The sequence below is a fragment of the Amycolatopsis thermophila genome (genome assembly GCF_030814215.1).
Taxonomy (GTDB): domain Bacteria; phylum Actinomycetota; class Actinomycetes; order Mycobacteriales; family Pseudonocardiaceae; genus Amycolatopsis_E; species Amycolatopsis_E thermophila.
Genome location: NZ_JAUSUT010000001.1, coordinates 2,400,067 through 2,417,401 on the forward strand (window position 1 = coordinate 2,400,067; position 17,335 = coordinate 2,417,401).

The 17,335-nt window shown below is 71.1% G+C and carries 21 protein-coding genes; 12 read left to right on the plus strand and 9 right to left on the minus strand.

Translation table 11 applies throughout. From position 1 onward, the window contains the following. The first annotated feature begins 12 nt into the window (after positions 1-12). Together ygfZ and FB470_RS11885 are read left to right on the plus strand one after the other, a co-directional pair. A complete protein-coding gene (gene ygfZ / locus FB470_RS11880; protein ID WP_306991072.1) occupies positions 13-1,140 on the plus strand; it encodes a CAF17-like 4Fe-4S cluster assembly/insertion protein YgfZ in 1,128 nt (375 codons plus the stop codon). A gap of 47 nt (positions 1,141-1,187) precedes the next feature. Beyond that, a complete protein-coding gene (locus tag FB470_RS11885; RefSeq protein ID WP_306991073.1) occupies positions 1,188-1,748 on the plus strand; it encodes an RsiG family protein in 561 nt (186 codons plus the stop codon). Here the strand turns inward: FB470_RS11885 and FB470_RS11890 are convergent. Then, positions 1,745-2,644, minus strand: a complete 900-nt coding sequence (locus tag FB470_RS11890; protein WP_306991075.1) for a hypothetical protein — start codon at positions 2,642-2,644, stop codon at positions 1,745-1,747. The genes FB470_RS11885 and FB470_RS11890 overlap by 4 nt on opposite strands. Before the next feature lie 198 nt (positions 2,645-2,842). On the opposite strand from FB470_RS11890, the gene FB470_RS11895 reads away from it, so the two are divergent. From FB470_RS11895 to FB470_RS11905, 3 genes are all read left to right on the plus strand, one after another. Next, a complete protein-coding gene (locus tag FB470_RS11895; RefSeq protein ID WP_306991076.1) occupies positions 2,843-3,040 on the plus strand; it encodes a DUF3073 domain-containing protein in 198 nt (65 codons plus the stop codon). A 97-nt stretch (positions 3,041-3,137) separates the two neighbouring features. Next, complete coding sequence (locus FB470_RS11900) at positions 3,138-3,998, plus strand: 3-hydroxybutyryl-CoA dehydrogenase (protein WP_306991077.1); 861 nt, start codon at positions 3,138-3,140, stop codon at positions 3,996-3,998. Between the two features lie 2 nt (positions 3,999-4,000). After that, on the plus strand, positions 4,001-4,891 hold the full coding sequence (locus tag FB470_RS11905; RefSeq protein WP_306991078.1) for a Gfo/Idh/MocA family protein: 891 nt from the start codon (positions 4,001-4,003) through the stop codon (positions 4,889-4,891). 15 nt (positions 4,892-4,906) lie between these two features. Here FB470_RS11905 and FB470_RS11910 read toward each other — a convergent pair whose 3' ends face one another. Next, positions 4,907-5,875, minus strand: coding sequence for a helix-turn-helix transcriptional regulator (locus FB470_RS11910; protein WP_306991079.1), 969 nt, complete (start codon positions 5,873-5,875; stop codon positions 4,907-4,909). A gap of 61 nt (positions 5,876-5,936) precedes the next feature. On the opposite strand from FB470_RS11910, the gene FB470_RS11915 reads away from it, so the two are divergent. Together FB470_RS11915 and FB470_RS11920 are read left to right on the plus strand one after the other, a co-directional pair. Beyond that, positions 5,937-6,500 carry a DinB family protein gene (locus tag FB470_RS11915; RefSeq protein WP_306991080.1) on the plus strand — a complete coding sequence of 188 codons (564 nt, stop codon included), beginning with the start codon at positions 5,937-5,939 and terminating at the stop codon, positions 6,498-6,500. A gap of 1 nt (position 6,501) precedes the next feature. Further along, on the plus strand, positions 6,502-6,939 hold the full coding sequence (locus FB470_RS11920) for a VOC family protein (RefSeq protein ID WP_306991081.1): 438 nt from the start codon (positions 6,502-6,504) through the stop codon (positions 6,937-6,939). Between the two features lie 182 nt (positions 6,940-7,121). Here FB470_RS11920 and arfB read toward each other — a convergent pair whose 3' ends face one another. The 6 genes from arfB to FB470_RS11950 all read right to left on the minus strand — a co-directional run bounded on the left by arfB (position 7,122) and on the right by FB470_RS11950 (position 12,016). After that, positions 7,122-7,559 carry an alternative ribosome rescue aminoacyl-tRNA hydrolase ArfB gene (gene arfB, locus FB470_RS11925; protein WP_306991082.1) on the minus strand — a complete coding sequence of 146 codons (438 nt, stop codon included), beginning with the start codon at positions 7,557-7,559 and terminating at the stop codon, positions 7,122-7,124. Further along, entirely contained in the window at positions 7,540-8,610 is a 1,071-nt protein-coding gene (gene purM / locus FB470_RS11930; protein WP_306991083.1) for a phosphoribosylformylglycinamidine cyclo-ligase, read from the minus strand. The genes arfB and purM overlap by 20 nt, the downstream gene beginning before the upstream one ends. 29 nt (positions 8,611-8,639) lie before the next feature. After that, on the minus strand, positions 8,640-10,160 hold the full coding sequence (gene purF / locus FB470_RS11935; RefSeq protein ID WP_306991084.1) for an amidophosphoribosyltransferase: 1,521 nt from the start codon (positions 10,158-10,160) through the stop codon (positions 8,640-8,642). Between the two features lie 128 nt (positions 10,161-10,288). Continuing rightward, positions 10,289-10,684, minus strand: a complete 396-nt coding sequence (locus FB470_RS11940) for a hypothetical protein (protein ID WP_306999217.1) — start codon at positions 10,682-10,684, stop codon at positions 10,289-10,291. Then, complete coding sequence (locus tag FB470_RS11945; protein WP_306991085.1) at positions 10,671-10,910, minus strand: DUF397 domain-containing protein; 240 nt, start codon at positions 10,908-10,910, stop codon at positions 10,671-10,673. The genes FB470_RS11940 and FB470_RS11945 overlap by 14 nt, the downstream gene beginning before the upstream one ends. 224 nt (positions 10,911-11,134) lie before the next feature. Beyond that, positions 11,135-12,016 (minus strand): helix-turn-helix domain-containing protein, encoded by an 882-nt coding sequence (locus FB470_RS11950; protein WP_306991087.1) that lies wholly within the window; start codon positions 12,014-12,016, stop codon positions 11,135-11,137. 150 nt (positions 12,017-12,166) lie between these two features. On the opposite strand from FB470_RS11950, the gene FB470_RS11955 reads away from it, so the two are divergent. After that, positions 12,167-13,000, plus strand: coding sequence for an SAM-dependent methyltransferase (locus FB470_RS11955; RefSeq protein WP_306991089.1), 834 nt, complete (start codon positions 12,167-12,169; stop codon positions 12,998-13,000). Here FB470_RS11955 and FB470_RS11960 read toward each other — a convergent pair. Then, positions 12,997-13,377, minus strand: coding sequence for a sterol carrier family protein (locus tag FB470_RS11960; RefSeq protein WP_306991090.1), 381 nt, complete (start codon positions 13,375-13,377; stop codon positions 12,997-12,999). The genes FB470_RS11955 and FB470_RS11960 overlap by 4 nt on opposite strands. A 65-nt stretch (positions 13,378-13,442) precedes the next feature. Between FB470_RS11960 and FB470_RS11965 the strand changes: the two genes are divergently transcribed. From FB470_RS11965 to FB470_RS11980, 4 genes are all read left to right on the plus strand, one after another. Continuing rightward, entirely contained in the window at positions 13,443-14,066 is a 624-nt protein-coding gene (locus tag FB470_RS11965; RefSeq protein WP_306991091.1) for a type VII secretion system-associated protein, read from the plus strand. A gap of 94 nt (positions 14,067-14,160) precedes the next feature. Next, entirely contained in the window at positions 14,161-14,997 is an 837-nt protein-coding gene (locus FB470_RS11970) for a lysozyme (protein WP_306991092.1), read from the plus strand. A gap of 188 nt (positions 14,998-15,185) precedes the next feature. After that, positions 15,186-16,040 (plus strand): lysozyme, encoded by an 855-nt coding sequence (locus tag FB470_RS11975; RefSeq protein ID WP_306991094.1) that lies wholly within the window; start codon positions 15,186-15,188, stop codon positions 16,038-16,040. A gap of 166 nt (positions 16,041-16,206) precedes the next feature. Next, positions 16,207-17,271 carry a hypothetical protein gene (locus FB470_RS11980; RefSeq protein WP_306991096.1) on the plus strand — a complete coding sequence of 355 codons (1,065 nt, stop codon included), beginning with the start codon at positions 16,207-16,209 and terminating at the stop codon, positions 17,269-17,271. Positions 17,272-17,335: the final 64 nt, after the last annotated feature.

Genomic DNA, 17,335 nt, shown 5'->3' on the forward strand with positions numbered 1-17,335 from the left:
TAACATCGGGTCATGCCGCTCGTTTCTCCGCTCCTCGCCGCGCCGGGCGCCGTCGCGCCGCCGGACGACCACCCCGAGCAGGGCGTGCCCTGGCACTGGGGCGACCCGTTCGCCGAGCAGCGCACCGCCGCGCGCAGCGTCGCCGTGGTCGACCGCTCGCACCGCGAGGTGCTGAAGGTGACCGGGCCCGAGCGCCTGTCCTGGCTGCACCTGGTGATCTCGCAGCACGTGACCGAGCTCGCCGAGGGCACCGGCACCGAGGCGCTGGTGCTGGACAGCCACGGTCACGTCGACACCCACATGGTCGTCGCGCACGTCGGCGACGCGGTCCACCTGGACACCGATCCGGAGCCGCGGGTCACCAGCGCGCTGCCCAAGGGCGGCAAGCAGACGCTGCGCGAGTACCTCGAGGCGATGAAGTTCTGGTCGCAGGTCGAGATCGCGGACGTGACCGGTGAGCTCGCGATCCTCACCCTCCTGGGTCCGGAGGCCGGCCGGATCCTGTCCACTCTGGACATCTCACTCGGCACCGAGCCGTACCGCGTGGTGCCCTTCGACGGGGGTTTCGCCCGTCGCATGCCGTGGCCCGGCCGGTCCAGCGTGGACCTGGTGGTGCCGCGTGACGACCTGCCGGAGTGGTGGCGCCGCATCACCGACGCCGGCGCCCGCCCGGCCGGGACGTGGGCGTTCGACGCGTTGCGCGTCGAGTCGCTGCGGCCGCGCCTAGGCGTCGACACCGACGAGAAGACCATCCCGCACGAGGTGAACTGGATCGGCAGCGCCGCGCACGTCGCGAAGGGCTGCTACCGCGGGCAGGAGACGGTGGCGAAGGTGTTCAACGTCGGCCGCCCGCCGCGGCGGATGGTGCTGCTGCACCTCGACGGCTCGCCGGAGATCTACCCGGAGACCGGCGACCCGGTGAAGCTGGGCGAGCGGGTGGTCGGCCGGGTCGGCAGCGTCGCCCAGCACCACGAGCTCGGCCCGATCGCGCTCGCCCTGCTCAAGCGGTCCGCGCCGGTCGACGCCGAGCTGCTCGCGGGCGACGAGGACCGGGTGGTCCAGGCCGCGGTCGACCCCGATTCGGTGCCGCCCGAGGGTGCCGCGCCCGGCCGGGAGGCCGCCGCGCGCCTGCGCGGCTGACCGCACCCGGCCTGGCGCCGGGGCCGGGCATGGAGCACTATGTCCCGGTGATCGAAGTCCGGCCGGGCGGGCGCCGTCGCATCGACCGTGTCCTGAACCCCGGCTACGTGCGGGGCCTCGCCGACCTGTCGCTCGGGCAGCTGCGCGAGCGCCGCGACGAGGCTGCCCAGGAGGAGACCGATCTCTCCTACCTGCGCCGTCTGCTGCACGCGCGGATCGACATCGTGCGGGCCGAGCAGGAGCGTCGCCGCTCGGGTGGCGGCAGCATCGTCGACCAGCTGGCCGCGATCCTGTCCGACAACGCGCTGCGGCCCGCCCGCGGCTCGGGCCGGTACCAGCAGCTGGAGCCCTCGCGCGCCGGAGAGTACCGGCGCCAGGCGGAGGCGCTGGTGGGCAACGCGGACCTGACCGACGTGGGCGCCCTGTCCGACGAGAAGCTGGCCGCCACCCTCGACGACTACCGCGGCGAGGAGGCCTCGGTGTCCCGGCGGCGCCGCGAGGTGCAGGACGTGGTCGACCAGCTGAACGCCGAGATCGCCGCCCGCTACGCGAAGGGCTCCGCCAGCGTCGACGACCTCCTGGCCGCCGAGCGCGCCGACGACGCCTAGTTGAAGTGCTCCCGGGCCGCCAGCTCGGACCAGTGGTCCCGCAGCCCGGTGAACAGCTCCGCGATCTGCTCGACATCGCCGGAGCGCAGGGCGTCCATGATGCTGTGCACCTCTTCGGCGCTGGTGTCGGACTCCAGGATCGGGTCGGCGATCAGCTGCACCAGCCCGCCGTAGTCGAGTTCCACCGCCGACGCCGGGTCGAAGTTCGTCAGCCACCGCGCGGTCTCCGCCAGGATCCGCGCCGGGCCCGAGTCGCCGAGGGTCTCCTCCACCAGCTCCTGCGCCTCGGTCACCCGCTGGGTCGCGTCGCTCATCGCCACGCGCCACGACACCTCGCGCGCCGGGTCCTCCGGGCCCGAGCCCAGGTTCAGCCGCCGGTGCTTCGGGTCGACGAGGGCGAACCACGGCAGCGGCACGGTCCAGGTGGTGGACAGGACGTGCACCGCGGCCTGGGGCAGGTCGCCGAGCGCCGAGCTGGCCCTCGCCTTCAGCTTCTCCTCGCTCACCCCGATCGAGTCGATCACGGCGGAGTGCAGTGACGGGTGCGCGTCGCCGAGGAAGCTCACCAGCGCGGCGGCCGAGCGGGCGCGCACCTCCAGCGGGCACACGAGCGGGCCGGGGCCGACCGTCGCGCCGGTGTCCGTCGGGACGTCGGCCGGGTCGAGGAGGAGCACGTCCAGGTTGGGCAGCGCACGCCCGCCGGGCAACTCGCCCGGCAGCAACCGGACCGGGCTGGTGGTCTGTGACTTCAGCCACATGAGCTGCTCGCGCTCGGCGGCGGCCGCGCGGGTCAGCTGCGCCTGCTCGACCGCCCTCCGCAGCTGGGCGGGAGGAGGATCGCCGAACGCGGACAGGGGTTCATACACCCGGAGGTAGGCCACGAACGGTCGGAGCACCGTTGAATCGTGGCACGTCGGCACCGGGCCGCGACCACCGACCGGTCCAATCGGGGGGACTGTCGTGACAAGCACACGAAGCCACGTCGCGTTGCACCCCTCGGACAGGGTACGGTGTCACCAGGAACCAATTGTCGAGACGATGCGGGGCCGCCGATTCCCCCGGCCGCCCCGTTCCCTGTGCGAGGGGGTCGAGCCATGGGGCGCGGCCGGGCCAAGGCCAAGCAGACGAAGGTGGCGCGAGAGCTCAAGTACAGCACTCCCGACACAGATTTCGCTGCGCTTCAGCGCGAGCTGTCAGGACAGTCTTCGAATTCTCATCCTCATGAAGAGGACGAGAAGTACGAGGACCCGTACGACCCGTACGCCGACGAGTACGACGACTACCGTCGTTGACGTTTGACCAGCACACGAGGGTGGGTTCGGCCCGGACCGGAACCCGCCCTCGTGTGCTGTGTCATGCCTCGTCGAGCGTCGAAGTTGGAGAGGTGCGATGGCGGACATCCAACGGGTGGGCGTGGTCGGAGCCGGGTTGATGGGCTCCGGGATCGCCGAGGTGCACGCACGAGCCGGTGCGGACGTGGCGGTCACCGAGGTGAGCCGGCCGGCGCTGGACGCCGGGCGGGCCCGCATCGAGAAGTCGCTGCAGCGTGCGGTGAAGGCGGGCAAGCTGACCGCCGAGGACGCCGACGCGGCTCTCGGGCGGCTCACGTTCACCACCGACGTCGGCTCCTTCGCCGACCGCGACCTCGTGATCGAGGCCGTGATCGAGCAGGAGCAGGCCAAGGTCGAGGTGTTCCGCTCGCTGGACAAGATCGTCGAGCGGCCGGACGCGATCTTCGCCTCGAACACCTCCTCCATCCCGATCATGAAGCTGGGCATGGCCACCGGCCGCCCCCAGCAGGTGGTCGGCATGCACTTCTTCAACCCGGTCCCGGTGCTGCCGCTGGTCGAGCTCGTGCCGTCGCTGCTGACGGGCGAGGAGACGATCAAGCGCGCGGACGAGCACGTCACCGGCGCGCTCGGCAAGACCGTGATCCGGTCGCAGGACCGCGCCGGGTTCATCGTGAACGCGCTGCTGGTGCCGTACCTGCTGTCGGCGATCCGGATGGTCGAGTCCGGCTTCGCGTCGGCCGAGGACATCGACCGCGGCATGGAGCTGGGCACCGCGCACCCGATGGGTCCGCTGCGCCTGTCCGACCTGATCGGCCTGGACACCGTCAAGGCGATCGCGGAGTCGATGTACGAGGAGTTCAAGGAACCCCTCTACTCGCCGCCGCCGCTGCTGCTGCGCATGGTCGACGCCGGGCTGCTCGGCAAGAAGAGCGGCCGCGGCTTCCACTCCTACAGCTGATCGTGGACGAGCCACTGCGCGTCGGGCTGGTCGGCGCGGGTCCGTGGGCCCGCACCGTGCACGCGCCCGGACTGGCGGACCACCCCTCGACCCGGATGACCGCGGTGTTCACCCGTCGCGCTGAGGCCGGCCGGGAGCTGGCCCGGCCCTACGACGCCGAGGTGTGCACCAGCCTGGACGAGCTGCTCGGCCAGGTCGACGCGGTCGCGTTCGCGGTGCCGCCGGCCTTGCAGGCGGAGCTGGCCGTCGAGGCGGTCAAGGCCGGCAAGCACGTGATCCTGGAGAAACCGGTCGCGGCGGACGTCGCGGGCGCCGAGCGGCTGGCGGACGCCGTGTCCGCGGCCGGTGTCGCGAGCCTGGTCGTGCTGACCCTGCGCTACGCGACGTCCACCCGGGACTGGCTGGCCGGTCTCGCCGCGACGGGCGGCTGGACCGGTGGCGGGGTGCGGTGGCTGTCCGGCGGTCTGCTCGGCGGTCCGTACTCGGCGTCCCCGTGGCGCCAGGAGGACGGCGGCACGCTGGCCGACGTCGGCCCGCACGCGTTCGACCTGCTGGACGCCGCGCTCGGCACGATCCGGCGGGTGGCCTCCGCGCACCGCGGCCCGAACGACCTGTGGCACGTGGTGTTCGAGCACGAGGGCGGGGCGCTGAGTTCGGCGACCCTGTCGCTGCGGCTGCCGATGCGCCCGACGGTCACCGAGGTGGCCGTCTACGGCGAGCACGGGTACCGCACGCTGGGCCGCAAGGAGGGCGGCGCGGGTCAGTCGTACACCGCGCTGCTGGACGACTTCGCGGCGATGATCGACACCGGCACGACCTCCCACCCCTGCGACGTCCACCGCGGCCTGCACCTCCAGCGCCTGCTGGAGAGCGCACTCGCACTGGCCAGGTAGTACCGGCGCGGCCGGTCACCGTTCGCCGGGGGCGTCGGCAATCGCGGCGATGCGCTGCGCCAGCCGGGCCGCCGCGTCCCGCAGCTCCGGCGGCTCCAGCACGTCCGCTTCGAAACCGAGCCGGGCCACGTGCACGGCCAGCCAGTCCAGCTCGTCCCCGCCGGCGGTCAGCACGCACCACCCGTCGCCGTCGTCCTCGACGCGCCCCACCTGCGGCGGCACCAGGTCCCGCACCTCGCCGGCCGTCGCGTGCAGCCGCACCCGGGCCAGGTACCGGTACGGCGCCGCCGTCACCGACCGCTGGACGTACGTCACCGGGTCCGGGTGCTCCCGCGGCCGGAACCGCCAGGTCGTGGCCGCCACCTCGCGCATCCGGTCCAGCCGGAAGGTGCGCCAGTCGTCGCGGCCGGTGTCCCACGCCATCAGGTACCAGCGGCGGTTCGTGGCGACCATCCGCACCGGCTCGACCGTCCGCTCCTCCTCGTCGCCGCGGCGGGCGGTGTACCGGAACCGCACCCGCACCGCGTCGCGGCAGGCCCGCGCGAGCGTCATCAGCAGCTCGGCGTCGATCTCGACGCCGGGGCGCAGGAGGGTTTCGGTCGCGCCCTGCACCGCCCGCACCTCCGCGCGCAGCCGCGGCGGCATCACCTGGTCCAGCTTCGCGAGTGCCCGCAGCGCCGCTTCGCCGGCGCCGGCGATCGTGCCGCCCGAGGCCATCCGCAGCGAAACCGCCGTCGCGATCGCCTCCTCGTCGTCGAGGAGCAGCGGCGGCAGGCGGGTGCCCGCACCCAGCTGGTACCCGCCGCCGACCCCCGCCGTCGCCTGCACCGGGTAGCCGACCGCACGCAACCGCTCCACGTCCCGCCGCACCGACCGGTCCGTGACGCCCAGCTCCGCGGCCAGTTCAGCAGCCGTCCACGACGGCCGCCGTTGCAGCAGCGCCAGCAGCCGCAACACCCGCTCGGTGGTCGCTTCCACGCTCATGCCGGAAGCGTTCCACAGATCGCGGAACGAAGCTGTCCGCTATCTGCGCCAGGCTGACCTCATGAATTGGAACCCGCTGCTGCGCGAGCAGATCACCTGGCACTGGACGAACCAGCTGCGCGACCGCCTGGAGGGTCTCACCGACGACGAGTACTTCTGGGAACCGGCGCCCGGCTCGTGGAACGTGCGCCCCCGTGGCACGAGCACCGCGCCGGTGCAGGCCGGATCCGGAGCGATGACCATCGACTTCGCGTTCCCGCAGCCCGACCCGGCGCCGTTCACGACGATCGCGTGGCGTCTCGGGCACGTGATCGTGGGCGTGCTCGCGATGCGCAACGCCAGTCACTTCGGCCGCACCCCGACCGACTACCAGTCCTTCGAGTACGCGGCGACCGCGAAGGACGCGCTGGCCCAGCTCGACGCCGAATACGCCGCCTGGGTGGATGGCGTGGAATCCCTCGGCGAAGCCGGGCTCGCGCGTCCGGCCGGCGAGGCGGAGGGGCCGTTCGCCGGGTATCCGATGGGGGCGCTGGTGCTGCACATCAACCGCGAGCTGATCCACCACCTGTCCGAGGTGTGCCTGCTGCGCGACCTCTACCTGCACACCCGGCGGGGGGCGAGCTGAGATGGCGCGCGAAGTCCAGGTCACGTTCGACTGCGCCGACCCGGGCCGGCTCGCGGAGTTCTGGGCCGAGGCCCTCGGCTACCGGCTGCAGGCCCCGCCCCCGGGCTTCGACTCGTGGGAGCAGGCCCTGGAGGCGATGGGTGTGCCACCCGAGCGCCGCAACGCCGCGTCGGCGGTGGTCGACCCGGACGGCGCCGGCCCGCGGCTGTTCTTCCAGCGGGTGCCGGAGGGCAAGCAGGTGAAGAACCGGCTGCACGTCGACGTCCGCGCCGCCCCGGGACTCCAGGGCGAGGAGCGGATGGCGGCATTGGAAGCGGAGGCCGAACGGCTCGTCGCGCACGGCGCCACGCGCCTGAAGCGGTTCGAGCCGGAGCCCCCGCTCGCGTTCGGGCACATCGTCATGGCCGACCCCGAGGGCAACGAGTTCTGCCTGGACTAGCCGATGCCGTGCGTCCGGGAGGCCGGCCGGCGCGGGACCGTCAGTGGTCGTTGTAGAACGTTGTGGACCATGACTTCGGCGGGGTGACCGTTCGCCATCGGCGATCATCGAAAGCTGGTGCGGAAGCTGCTGCGGCCGCGCGAAGTACGGGGTCGGTACGGGTGGTCCCGGGACCGGATCGGCTAGTCGTCGAACCGGCCCCGGCGGCCGCGCTTCACGTCGCCCCGGCGTTTCTTCTCCGCGAGCCGCCGCTCCTTGGCGCCCCGCGACGGTTTGGTGGGGCGCCGGGGTGGGGGCGGGGGCGCGGAGGCCGACCGCAGCACCGCGACCAGGCGTTCGCGGGCCGCCTCGCGGTTGGCCAACTGGGCGCGGTACTCGCTCGCGGCGATCGTCAGCACCCCGTCCACCAGCCGGGACCGCAGCCGCTCCAGCAGGCGCGGCCGAAGGTCGTCCGGGATCGCCGGGGAACGCGCCACGTCGAAGGACAGCTCGACCCGCGAGTCGGTGGTGTTCACACCCTGCCCACCCGGTCCCGACGAGCGCGAGAACCGTTCGCGCAGCTCGGCGGCCGGGATCACCAGCCGCCGGGAAACGTGCAGATCAGAACCGGGGGTGGTCACCGCTCAGCACCGCGCGCGGCGCGCCGGTGTCCTCGCTCGTGCGGATCTCGCCGAGCACCCACGCGGGCACGTGCCGCGCGGTGAGCACGGCCAGCGCCCGGTCGACGTCCTCCGACCCGACCACCGCGACCATGCCGACGCCCATGTTGAACGTCTTCTCCATCTCGGCCCGCTCGACCTTGCCGCGCTGCTGGATCAGCGCGAACACCGGCGCCGGCGTCCACGTGCTGCGCTCCAGTTCGGCGCGCAGCCCGGCCGGGATGACCCGCGCCAGATTGGCCTCCAGCCCGCCGCCGGTGACGTGGGCGAACGTGCGCACGTCGGCCTCGGCGGCCAGCGCCAGGCAGTCCTTCGCGTAGATCCGCGTCGGCTCGAGCATCTCCTCGCCGAGGGTGCGGCCGAACTCCTCGACGTGCCCCTCCAGCGGCATCCGCGCGATCTCCAGCAGCACGTGCCGGGCCAGCGAGTAGCCGTTGGAGTGCAGGCCGGACGCGCCCATGCCGATGACCACGTCACCGGGGCGGACCCGCTCCGGCCCGAGCACCTCGGACGCCTCGACCACGCCGACGCCGGTGGCGGAGATGTCGTAGTCGTGCTCGCCCATCAGGCCCGGGTGCTCGGCGGTCTCGCCGCCCAGCAGCGCGCACCCGGCCTGGACGCAGCCCTCGGCGATGCCGGCGACCAGTGCGGCGATCTTCTCCGGGACCACCTTGCCGACGGCGATGTAGTCCTGCAGGAACAGCGGCTCGGCCCCGGTGACCACCAGGTCGTCCACGACCATCGCGACCAGGTCGATGCCGACCGTGTCGTGCTTGTCGAGCGCCTGCGCGACGGCGATCTTCGTGCCCACTCCGTCGGTGGAAGAAGCGAGCACCGGCTCCTTCCACCGGTCCAGCTTGAGCGAGAACAACCCGGCGAAGCCGCCGACCCCGCCCAGCACCTCGGGCCTGCTGGCGCGCTCCGCATGCGGCTTGAGCAGCTCGACGGCCTGGTCACCGGCCTCGATGTCGACGCCGGCGGCGGCATAGGTGGCGCTGGTGGACTCGCTCACGGCAAGCGGACTCCTGAACTCGACGGAACTCACGGACGCCGGACGGCATCCTCAGCACCGTACCCGGCCTGGCTGACGGTCCGGGCGCCCGCATCGGCGGAGTCGATGCCTTCGAGGAGGTGCTTGCCGATCAGGGCGTCGTCGGGCAGCGCGATCGGGTACTGGCCGTCGAAGCAGGCCGAGCACAGCCGCGAACGGGGCTGCTCCGACGCCGCGACCAGGCTGTCCAGCGAGACGTAGGCCAGCGAGTCCGCGCCGATGAGCCGCCGGATGCCCTCCAGGTCGGCCCCGTTGGCCACCAGTTCGGCGCGCGAGGCGAAGTCGATGCCGTAGAAGCACGGCCAGCGCACCGGCGGCGACGCGATCCGGACGTGCACCTCGAGCGCACCGGCCTCCCGCAGCATCCGCACCAGCGCGCGCTGGGTGTTGCCGCGCACGATGGAGTCGTCGACCACCACCAGCCGCTTGCCGCGGATGACGTCGCGCAGCGGGTTCAGCTTCAGCCGGATGCCCAGCTGGCGGATGGTCTGCGAGGGCTGGATGAAGGTGCGGCCGACGTAGCCGTTCTTGACCAGGCCCTGGCCGTACGGGATGCCGCTCTCCTGGGCGTACCCGATCGCCGCGGGTGTGCCCGACTCGGGAACCGGGATGACCAGGTCGGCCTCGACGGGGTTCTCCTGGGCCAGCCGCTTGCCGATCGCGACGCGGGTGGCGTGCACGCTCCGGCCGGCGATCGAGGTGTCCGGCCGGGCCAGGTAGACGTACTCGAAGACGCAGCCCTTGGGCTCCGGGTTGGCGAAGCGCGAGGACCGCAGGCCCTCGGCGTCGATCGCGATCAGCTCGCCCGGCTCGACCTCGCGGACGAACGACGCGCCCACGATGTCCAGCGCCGCGGTCTCGCTGGCGACCACCCAGCCGCGCTCGAGACGGCCGAGCACCAGCGGGCGCACGCCGTGCGGGTCGCGGGCCGCGTATAGGGTCGATTCGTCGGCGAAGACCAGGCAGAACGCGCCGCGCAGGGTGGGCAGCAGCTCCAGGGCGGCCGCCTCGGTGCCGCGGTCCGCGGCGGCGTCCGCGAGCAGTCCGACGACCAGGTCGGAGTCGCTGGAGGAGCCGGTCAGGTCGCGGTGCGGCTTGAGGCCGGCCGCGCGGGTGCGGTCCCGCAGCTCGGCGGTGTTGACCAGGTTGCCGTTGTGGGCGAACGAGATACCGCTGCCGGTCGCCGTGTGGCGGAACATCGGCTGGGCGTTCTCCCAGGTCGAGGACCCGGTGGTGGAGTAACGGCAGTGCCCGACGGCGATGTGCCCCTGCAGCGAGGAGAGCACCTGCTCGTCGAACACCTGGCTGACCAGGCCGAGGTCCTTGAAGACCACGATCTGCTTGCCGTCCGAGACGGAGATGCCGGCGGCTTCTTGCCCTCGGTGCTGGAGCGCGTACAGGCCGTAGTAGGCCATCTTCGCGACTTCTTCACCGGGGGCCCAGACACCGAAGACCCCGCACTCTTCTCGCGGTTCGCGTTCGGGCTGGTCGTCGATGTGGTCGGACACCACGAAAGTGCTCCCTGGAGACGAGGGCAGGCCTACTCAAGTGTAGGTCGTGGACGATCGAAGTGACGCCCCGTGGCCAGTGGCGCTGGCCACTGGCCACGGGGCGCCGACTCCCCCTCGTGGGAGTGGCTTCAACTCGCGGCGAGCCAGGTCGCGCGGCCGGCGCCCGTGGCCACCCAGCACCCACCGCGCTTGGGGGCGTTCTCGCCGGGGGTGGCCTCGTCGTCGGGCAGGGCCAGCAGCTCGTCCAGCACCGCCCCGGCCGCGCCGGAGGTGCGCCACAGCACGGTGCGGGGCGCGAGGATGTCGTCCTCGTCGCCGGGCATGCGGGTGGCGACCACGTCGTCCTCGGCGTTGAGCCGGACCACGTCGATGACCGCGTCGTGCGCGCGGACGCCGACCACCGCGATCACGGCGCCCTTGGCGTCGCGGGGGTGCACGAACTGGTAGCCGCGGGTGATGAGGTCCTGCAGCCGGTCGTCGATCGTCCGGCTGTCGCGGGCGCGGGCGGTGTCAGTTGAGGACATCATCGAACTCGCCGTCCTTCGCACCCGCGAGGAAGGCGACCATCTCGTCGCGGGTGTAGATGAGTGCTGGCCCTTCGGGGAAGCGGGAGTTTCTGACGGCGTACTCGTCCGTGGACAGGCGGGTGAACTCGACGCAGTTGCCCTGCGCGCCGCTGCGCGAGCTCTTGCGCCAGGTGGCGCCCGTGAGGGCCCCCGCGGGCATACCGTTCACGAACTGCTCAGCCATACTTCCCCAACCTTCCGGGTCAGTGCATCTGCGTGGTGCAGATGCACGTGCACTGGCTTGGTAGCGGTCAAATTACCACTCGGGACTGCACGCGTAAATGCACGTGCATCCCGCAGGGTAATCCCAGCTCGGACGGTAAGGAATGGCGCGGGGTAGGTAATTCGATCGGGTGACAAAACTGGCCTAGTTGGCCCGGTTCAACTACCGGTTGTCACCCATTTCGTCTAAAGCTCGGCGCGCTTCTTGAGCAGCATCTGACGCGTCCGGTCCGGAGTTTCCGCGTCGACGGTCAGCCGGTCGAACGCGCGGCCGTAGACCTCCAGGTCTTCCGGCCGCTCCAGGTAGTACGCGCCGTTGAGGTGCTCGACGTAAGCGATGTTCGGCAGGTCCGGCTCGGCGAACTGGAGCAGCGAGAAGGCGCTTTCCGCGGCGAACCCGCTCATGTCGAACGGGATGACCTGGATCGCGACGGTGGGCAGCTCGGTCAGCTCCAGCAGGTGGTCGATCTGCTCCCGGAGGACGGCCGCGCCGCCGAACGGGCGCTCCAGCACCGCTTCGTCGAGGACCGCCCACAGCCGCGGCGGTTTCGGGCCGTTGAGCAGCTTCTGGCGCCGCATCCGCAGGCCGACCTTGCGTTCCACGCCCTCGTCGTCCTTGCGGTCGGCGTCGCCGTGGCTGATCACCGCGCGGGCGTAGCGCTCGGTCTGCAGCAGGCCGGGGACGAACATCAGCTCGTAGGTGCGGATGCGGGAAGCCGCCTCCTCCAGACCGATGTAGTTGTCGAACCAGCTGGGCACGAGGTCGTTGTAGGGGTGCCACCAGCCGGGCTGGTTGGACTCCTTGACCATCTGCACGGCCCAGTCCCGCTCGGTCGCGTCGTGGACGCCGTACATGGTCAGCAGGTCGGTGACGTCGCGTTCCTTGAAGCCGACCCGGCCGAGCTCCATCCGGCTGATCTTCGACTCCGACGCCCGGATCTCCCACGCCGCACTGGCGCGCGAGATGCCGGCGCGTTCCCGCAGCCGGCGCAGCTGGGTACCCAGGATCATCCGGCGAGCCGTGGGGCCGGTGCCCTGGTCGGAGCCGGGGAGGTCGACGGGAGCCATCAAGGACCCTTCCTCGCGGAAATCACCAGCCATCCAACTTACATCGCGGTAGGACGCAGTCAAGAGCGGTGTGCATTTACCTGCCGCGGTGGTGCCCCTACCCTACGTGGGTCCCGCAGTTCCTTCGTTCCGATCGCCCGGGAGATCGCGATGACCGGTGCCACCGCTCCCTATCCGAGTGCTGTCCCCGTGGGTGTGGACCCGACCAGGGCGAGCATCGCCCGCGTGTACGACGCCGCGCTCAACGGCAAGGACAACTACGAGATCGACCGCCAGGTGCTGGCCCAGGTCCGGACCGTGGCGCCGCAGGTGAACGACCTGGCGTGGGCCAACCGGGACTTCCTGATCCGCTCCTGCCGGTTCCTGGCCATCCAGGCCGGTATCGACCAGTTCCTCGACCTCGGCTCGGGCCTGCCGACGGCGGAGAACACCCACCAGGTCGTGCAGCGGGTCAACCCCGAGGCCAAGGTCCTCTACGTCGACAACGACCCGGTGGTGCTCGCGCACGGCCGCGCGCTGCTCGAGGAGAACGAGCGCACCCACTTCGTCGCGGCGGACATCTTCCAGCCGGACGAGATCCTCGGGCACCCGGAGATCCGCGATTTCCTCGACTTCGAGCGGCCGATCGCGATCCTGCACGTCGGCACCTGGCACCACTACCTGGGCGACGACGGCGGCGACAAGATGGCCGCCTACGTCGACGCCGTCGTGCCGGGCTCCTACGTCACCATCGCGCACTTCTTCGACCCGGAGACCCCGGAGCACAGCGAGCTGGCCCGCAAGATGGAGGACAAGTTCGTCCACAGCCCGATGGGCAGCGGCAAGTTCCGGACGCGGGAGCAGATCCAGGCCCTGTTCCCGGGCCTGGAGATGGTCGAACCGGGACTGGTCCTGTGCGACGACTGGTGGCCGGACGGCCCGCGGCTCCAGCCCCTCAACCTCGTCCGCCAGTGCATCGTGGGCGGCGTCGGCCGGAAACCCTAGAGCCGCACGATCGGCAGCCAGTGCGCGAGGTCGGCCCGGGTCCCGGACGCGGTGACCCGGCCCTCCCGCACCGCGTCCGTCCATTCCAGACGGCCGGTGGCCAGCTCGAGCCAGGTGCGCGGGTCGGTCTCGACCACGTTCGGCGGCGTGCCGCGGGTGTGCCGCGGGCCCTCGACGCACTGCACGGCCGCGAACGGCGGCACCCGCACCTCGACGCTGCGGCCGGGTGCGTCCTGGGCCAGCGTGCGCAGGCTCAACCGCACTGCCGCGGCCAGCTCGGGGCGGGCCGGCTGCTCGGCTTCTCCGCTCAACCAAGCGGAAACGGCCTGCAGTGCTCTCCTCAACTCGGCGGGGTCAACCGGACGCGGTGCGGGCATGATCAGACAGTAGAGTGCACGGGAGCACACCGAGCACGGCGACGCGGAAAAACGGGGTTCGCACCATGGCGCAGCGGGACGAAGCGGATCGGCTCGTACCCAAGTCTCTGCCCGAGCACAAGCCGGGCAAGCCCAAGATCACCGAGGAGATGCGCGCCAACGCCAGGGCGAACCCGAACAGCTGGCTCTACGTGATCGACGAGGCGTTCGACCCCAACGGGCCGGTGCCCTCGTGGGCGGTCGTCGGCGCGTACCCGGTGAACAGCAGCGGCAACATCGTCGAGGACTTCCACCCCAACGACCGCTACCGCCCCTCGCCCAAGGCGCTGGGGTTCCCGGAGCCGTCCAACGACCTCGAACGCCTGCTGCAGCTGGTCCGGACCAACCACCGGCCGGCCACCGACCTGCCGCCGGTGATCCTCGACGCGACCCTGTTCGTCTACGCGCTGGCCCCCATGCAACGCACCGTCATCGGGTTCCACAACACCGACGGGCGCGTCCTCGTGCCGGCCTACACGTCGAAGTCGCTGGTCCCGCCGGAGTGGCCGCACGCGCGGGCCGTGCTGGGCCGGGACATGGTGCCGCTGCTGGCCGGGCACGCGGTGGCGATCAACCCGCACGACGTGGTGACCGCCGTCGTACCCGCCGAGCACCTCGTGGCGGCGCTCGAGCGGGAGCAAAAAGACTAAACATTCCGCGCGGCGAAGCCAGTCACATCACGCTTTCGAGGTAAGTCGACTCGCAAAAAGCGCTCCATAGAGGCATCGTGACGACCATCGGAGGATGGGAGTCGCCGTGGCATTGTGGAGTTCGAAACTGCGCCTGGGCACGCTGCTCGTGTCCGTCGCACTGGGGACGACGGCCGTGTGCGGGGCGGCGGTTCCGACCGCCGCGTCCACACCGGACTACTCGAAGGCGGACGGCACGTTCGCCGGCTCGCAGATCGTCGCCAACGAGGGCAAGGGGGACGTGCCCCGGTTCACCGCCGACGCCGGCGCGCTGGGTCACGACGTCAGCGGTCACCAGGGGGACGTGCACTGGCCGGGCGCCTGGGGGGCGGGCGGCCGGTTCGTCTACGTCAAGGCCACCGAGGGCACCGGATACACCAACCCGCGTTTCACCCAGCAGTACAACGGTTCCTACCACATCGGGATGATCCGCGGGGCCTACCACTTCGCGCGCCCGGACGTCTCCAGCGGCCGCACGCAGGCCGAGTACTTCCTCGCGCACGGGGGTGGCTGGTCGGCCGACGGCAAGACTCTGCCCGGGGCCCTGGACGTGGAGTACAACCCCTACGGCGATGCCTGTTACGGGCTGGACGCGGCGAAGATGGGCGACTGGATCAAGGACTTCTCCGAGACCTACCGCGCCCGCACCGGCCGCTACCCGGTCATCTACACCTCGACGAACTGGTGGAACCGGTGCACCGGGAACAACGCGGGGTTCGCGCAGAACAATCCCCTGTGGATAGCGCGGTACCAGCCCACGGTCGGCCCGCTGCCCGCCGGGTGGACGCGTCAGTTCATCTGGCAGTTCGCCGATTCCGGCGCGTTGCCGGGTGACCAGAACCTGTTCAACGGTCCGCTCGACCAGGTCAGGAATTTCGCGTCGAACAACTGACGTCGTAATCCGGTCGAGTTACGACGAAAGTCGGTCCGTACTCGGCGACAGCGCCACTCACCCACCCGTCATCGGAAATTCACGGGATTTGGTGACAAGGCGCTCGGTCGTCATCAAGAATCGGCGCCTGGGCGGTCTCCCTGCACACACCGGCCGCCCTTCGCGAGGGCAATGGAAAGGACTCCGCAATGTCTGCTCCACGCAAGAGATGGCGGCGGCTCGCCACGTCCGCCGCCGCCGCGTCGGTCGCCGCGCTCGTGCTCGGCACCCTGACCCCGGCCGCCGCGGCTCCCGCGGCCGCAACGCCGGTGGACGACTACGTCGCTCGTTACGATCACCCGATGGGTTCGCAGATCAAGCGCGTCGAGGGGGACCGGTCGACGCCGGAGACGCAGTCCGTCGCCGCCGGGAACTACACCGCGGACGCCGAGGTCCAGGGCATCGACGTCAGCGGCCACCAGGGCAACGTGGACTGGGCGACCCACTGGGGCCAGGGGAAGCGCTTCGCCTATGTGAAGGCGACCGAGGGCACCTACTACACCAACCCCTATTTCGCGCAGCAGTACAACGGCTCGTACGACATCGGTATGATCCGGGGCGCCTACCACTTCGCGACCCCGGACACCACCTCCGGAGCCGCGCAGGCCGACTACTTCGTCGACCACGGCGGCGGCTGGTCGGCCGACGGCAAGACGCTGCCGGGCGCGGTGGACATGGAGTACAACCCGTACGGCGCAACCTGTTACGGGTTGTCCAAGAGCGCGATGACCGCGTGGATCAAGGACTTCAGCGACACCTACCACGCCCGCACCGGTCGCTACCCGGTGATCTACACGAGCGCGAACTGGTGGAGCCAGTGCGTCGACGGCGCGTTCGCCTCGACGAACGCGCTGTGGATCGCCCGGTACGCCTCCACCGTGGGCGCGTTGCCGTACAACTGGGGCATCCACACGTTCTGGCAGTACTCGTCGACACCGATCGACCAGAACGTGTTCAACGGCGCTTACGACCGGCTGCAGGTGATGGCCACGTCGCGGGACTGACCGCGGACGGCGGCTCCCGCGCCGGGGTGTGGGGGAACCTCCTTCGCGTTTGTCCGGGTCGCCAGGCAGAATGCCGGTGATCAGTTGCGATGTCCGGGCATGGGGGAACCAGGTTCGGCGTCGATGCGTCCGAGCAGGGCGTAGCGATCCAGGAAGGGCGACGTCGATGACCTACCCACCGCAGCCGGGACAGCCGGATTACGGGCAGCAACCAGATCCGTACGGCCAGCAGCAGCCGGGCGGCTACCCCCAGTCCGGGGGTTTTCCGCAGCAGGGTGGGCAGTACGGCGGCCAGCAGTACCCGGGGCAGCAGCCCTACGGCCAGCCGGAGTACGGCCAGCAGCCCGGGTACGGACAGCAGCCGGGCTACGGCCAGCAGTACCCGGGTTACGACCCGAACTACCCGCAGACGGCGCAGTTCGGCTACGGCGCGCCGCCGCCCGGTGGCGGGGGCTCGAAGAAGGGGCTGTGGATCGGCCTGTCGGTCGGTCTCGTCGTCGTGCTGGCGGCGCTGGGCATCACCGGGTTCTGGGTGCCGGGTTTCTTCCTCGGCGACGACAAGGGCTCCGGTCCGCAGGCGGTCGCGCAGCAGGTGATCGACGGGATCAGGGCGCACGACAAGACGGCTCTGACCGCGTTGAAGTGCGCGGACGCCGACCGGTCGGTGCAGAGCGCGATCGACGACGTCAACGACGTCGACTCGATCACGATGGGCCAGGTCAAGGAGACCGGCGACACCGCGACCGTCGACTTCACCGCCAAGGCCGGCGACAGCACCATCGACGGTGTCGGCAACCTGGCCAAGGAGAACGGCAAGTGGTGCTGGAAGGACCTGGGCGAGCGCGAGGACACGACCTCGACGCGGAGCTCGTCGTCGCGCAGCCGCAGCAGCTCGTCCGAGCCGACCTCGTCGTCCACCAGCGGCGGCGGTGGCAGCGGCGGCGCCGCGGGCAAGGCGATGGTCGAGGACTTCCTCCGCAAGATGGCCTCCGGTGACGTGGCCGGCGTCTCGGCGCTGGTCTGCTCCGACGCGACGCAGGACAACAAGGACGACGCCCGCGAGGCGGCCGAGAAGCGCGCCAACGTGACGCCGACCTACGACAACGCCAGCGACAGCATGGTGTCCGGCGACCTGACCGGCACCCAGCAGGGGGAGCAGGTCACGGGCCTGTTCTTCGCGGAGAACTTCGACGGCGAGGGCTTCTGCGTCTCGGTCTTCGGCGTGTTCTGACGCCTGCTCGGTTTCGGTGGAACGGCCCGGCGCTTTCGGCGCCGGGCCGTTCTCGTGCTGACCG

Excerpts from the sequence above, each read along its gene's own strand:
- ygfZ (WP_306991072.1), top strand. The coding sequence starts at position 13 with ATGCCGCTCGTTTCTCCGCTCCTCGCCGCGCCGGGCGCCGTCGCGCCG.
- FB470_RS11895 (WP_306991076.1), top strand. The coding sequence starts at position 2,843 with ATGGGGCGCGGCCGGGCCAAGGCCAAGCAGACGAAGGTGGCGCGAGAG.
- FB470_RS11900 (WP_306991077.1), top strand. The coding sequence starts at position 3,138 with ATGGCGGACATCCAACGGGTGGGCGTGGTCGGAGCCGGGTTGATGGGC.
- FB470_RS11910 (WP_306991079.1), bottom strand. The coding sequence starts at position 5,875 with ATGAGCGTGGAAGCGACCACCGAGCGGGTGTTGCGGCTGCTGGCGCTG.
- FB470_RS11915 (WP_306991080.1), top strand. The coding sequence starts at position 5,937 with ATGAATTGGAACCCGCTGCTGCGCGAGCAGATCACCTGGCACTGGACG.
- FB470_RS11920 (WP_306991081.1), top strand. The coding sequence starts at position 6,502 with ATGGCGCGCGAAGTCCAGGTCACGTTCGACTGCGCCGACCCGGGCCGG.
- FB470_RS11940 (WP_306999217.1), bottom strand. The coding sequence starts at position 10,684 with ATGTCCTCAACTGACACCGCCCGCGCCCGCGACAGCCGGACGATCGAC.
- FB470_RS11945 (WP_306991085.1), bottom strand. The coding sequence starts at position 10,910 with ATGGCTGAGCAGTTCGTGAACGGTATGCCCGCGGGGGCCCTCACGGGC.
- FB470_RS11950 (WP_306991087.1), bottom strand. The coding sequence starts at position 12,016 with ATGGCTCCCGTCGACCTCCCCGGCTCCGACCAGGGCACCGGCCCCACG.
- FB470_RS11955 (WP_306991089.1), top strand. The coding sequence starts at position 12,167 with ATGACCGGTGCCACCGCTCCCTATCCGAGTGCTGTCCCCGTGGGTGTG.
- FB470_RS11960 (WP_306991090.1), bottom strand. The coding sequence starts at position 13,377 with ATGCCCGCACCGCGTCCGGTTGACCCCGCCGAGTTGAGGAGAGCACTG.
- FB470_RS11965 (WP_306991091.1), top strand. The coding sequence starts at position 13,443 with ATGGCGCAGCGGGACGAAGCGGATCGGCTCGTACCCAAGTCTCTGCCC.
- FB470_RS11970 (WP_306991092.1), top strand. The coding sequence starts at position 14,161 with ATGGGAGTCGCCGTGGCATTGTGGAGTTCGAAACTGCGCCTGGGCACG.
- FB470_RS11975 (WP_306991094.1), top strand. The coding sequence starts at position 15,186 with ATGTCTGCTCCACGCAAGAGATGGCGGCGGCTCGCCACGTCCGCCGCC.
- FB470_RS11980 (WP_306991096.1), top strand. The coding sequence starts at position 16,207 with ATGACCTACCCACCGCAGCCGGGACAGCCGGATTACGGGCAGCAACCA.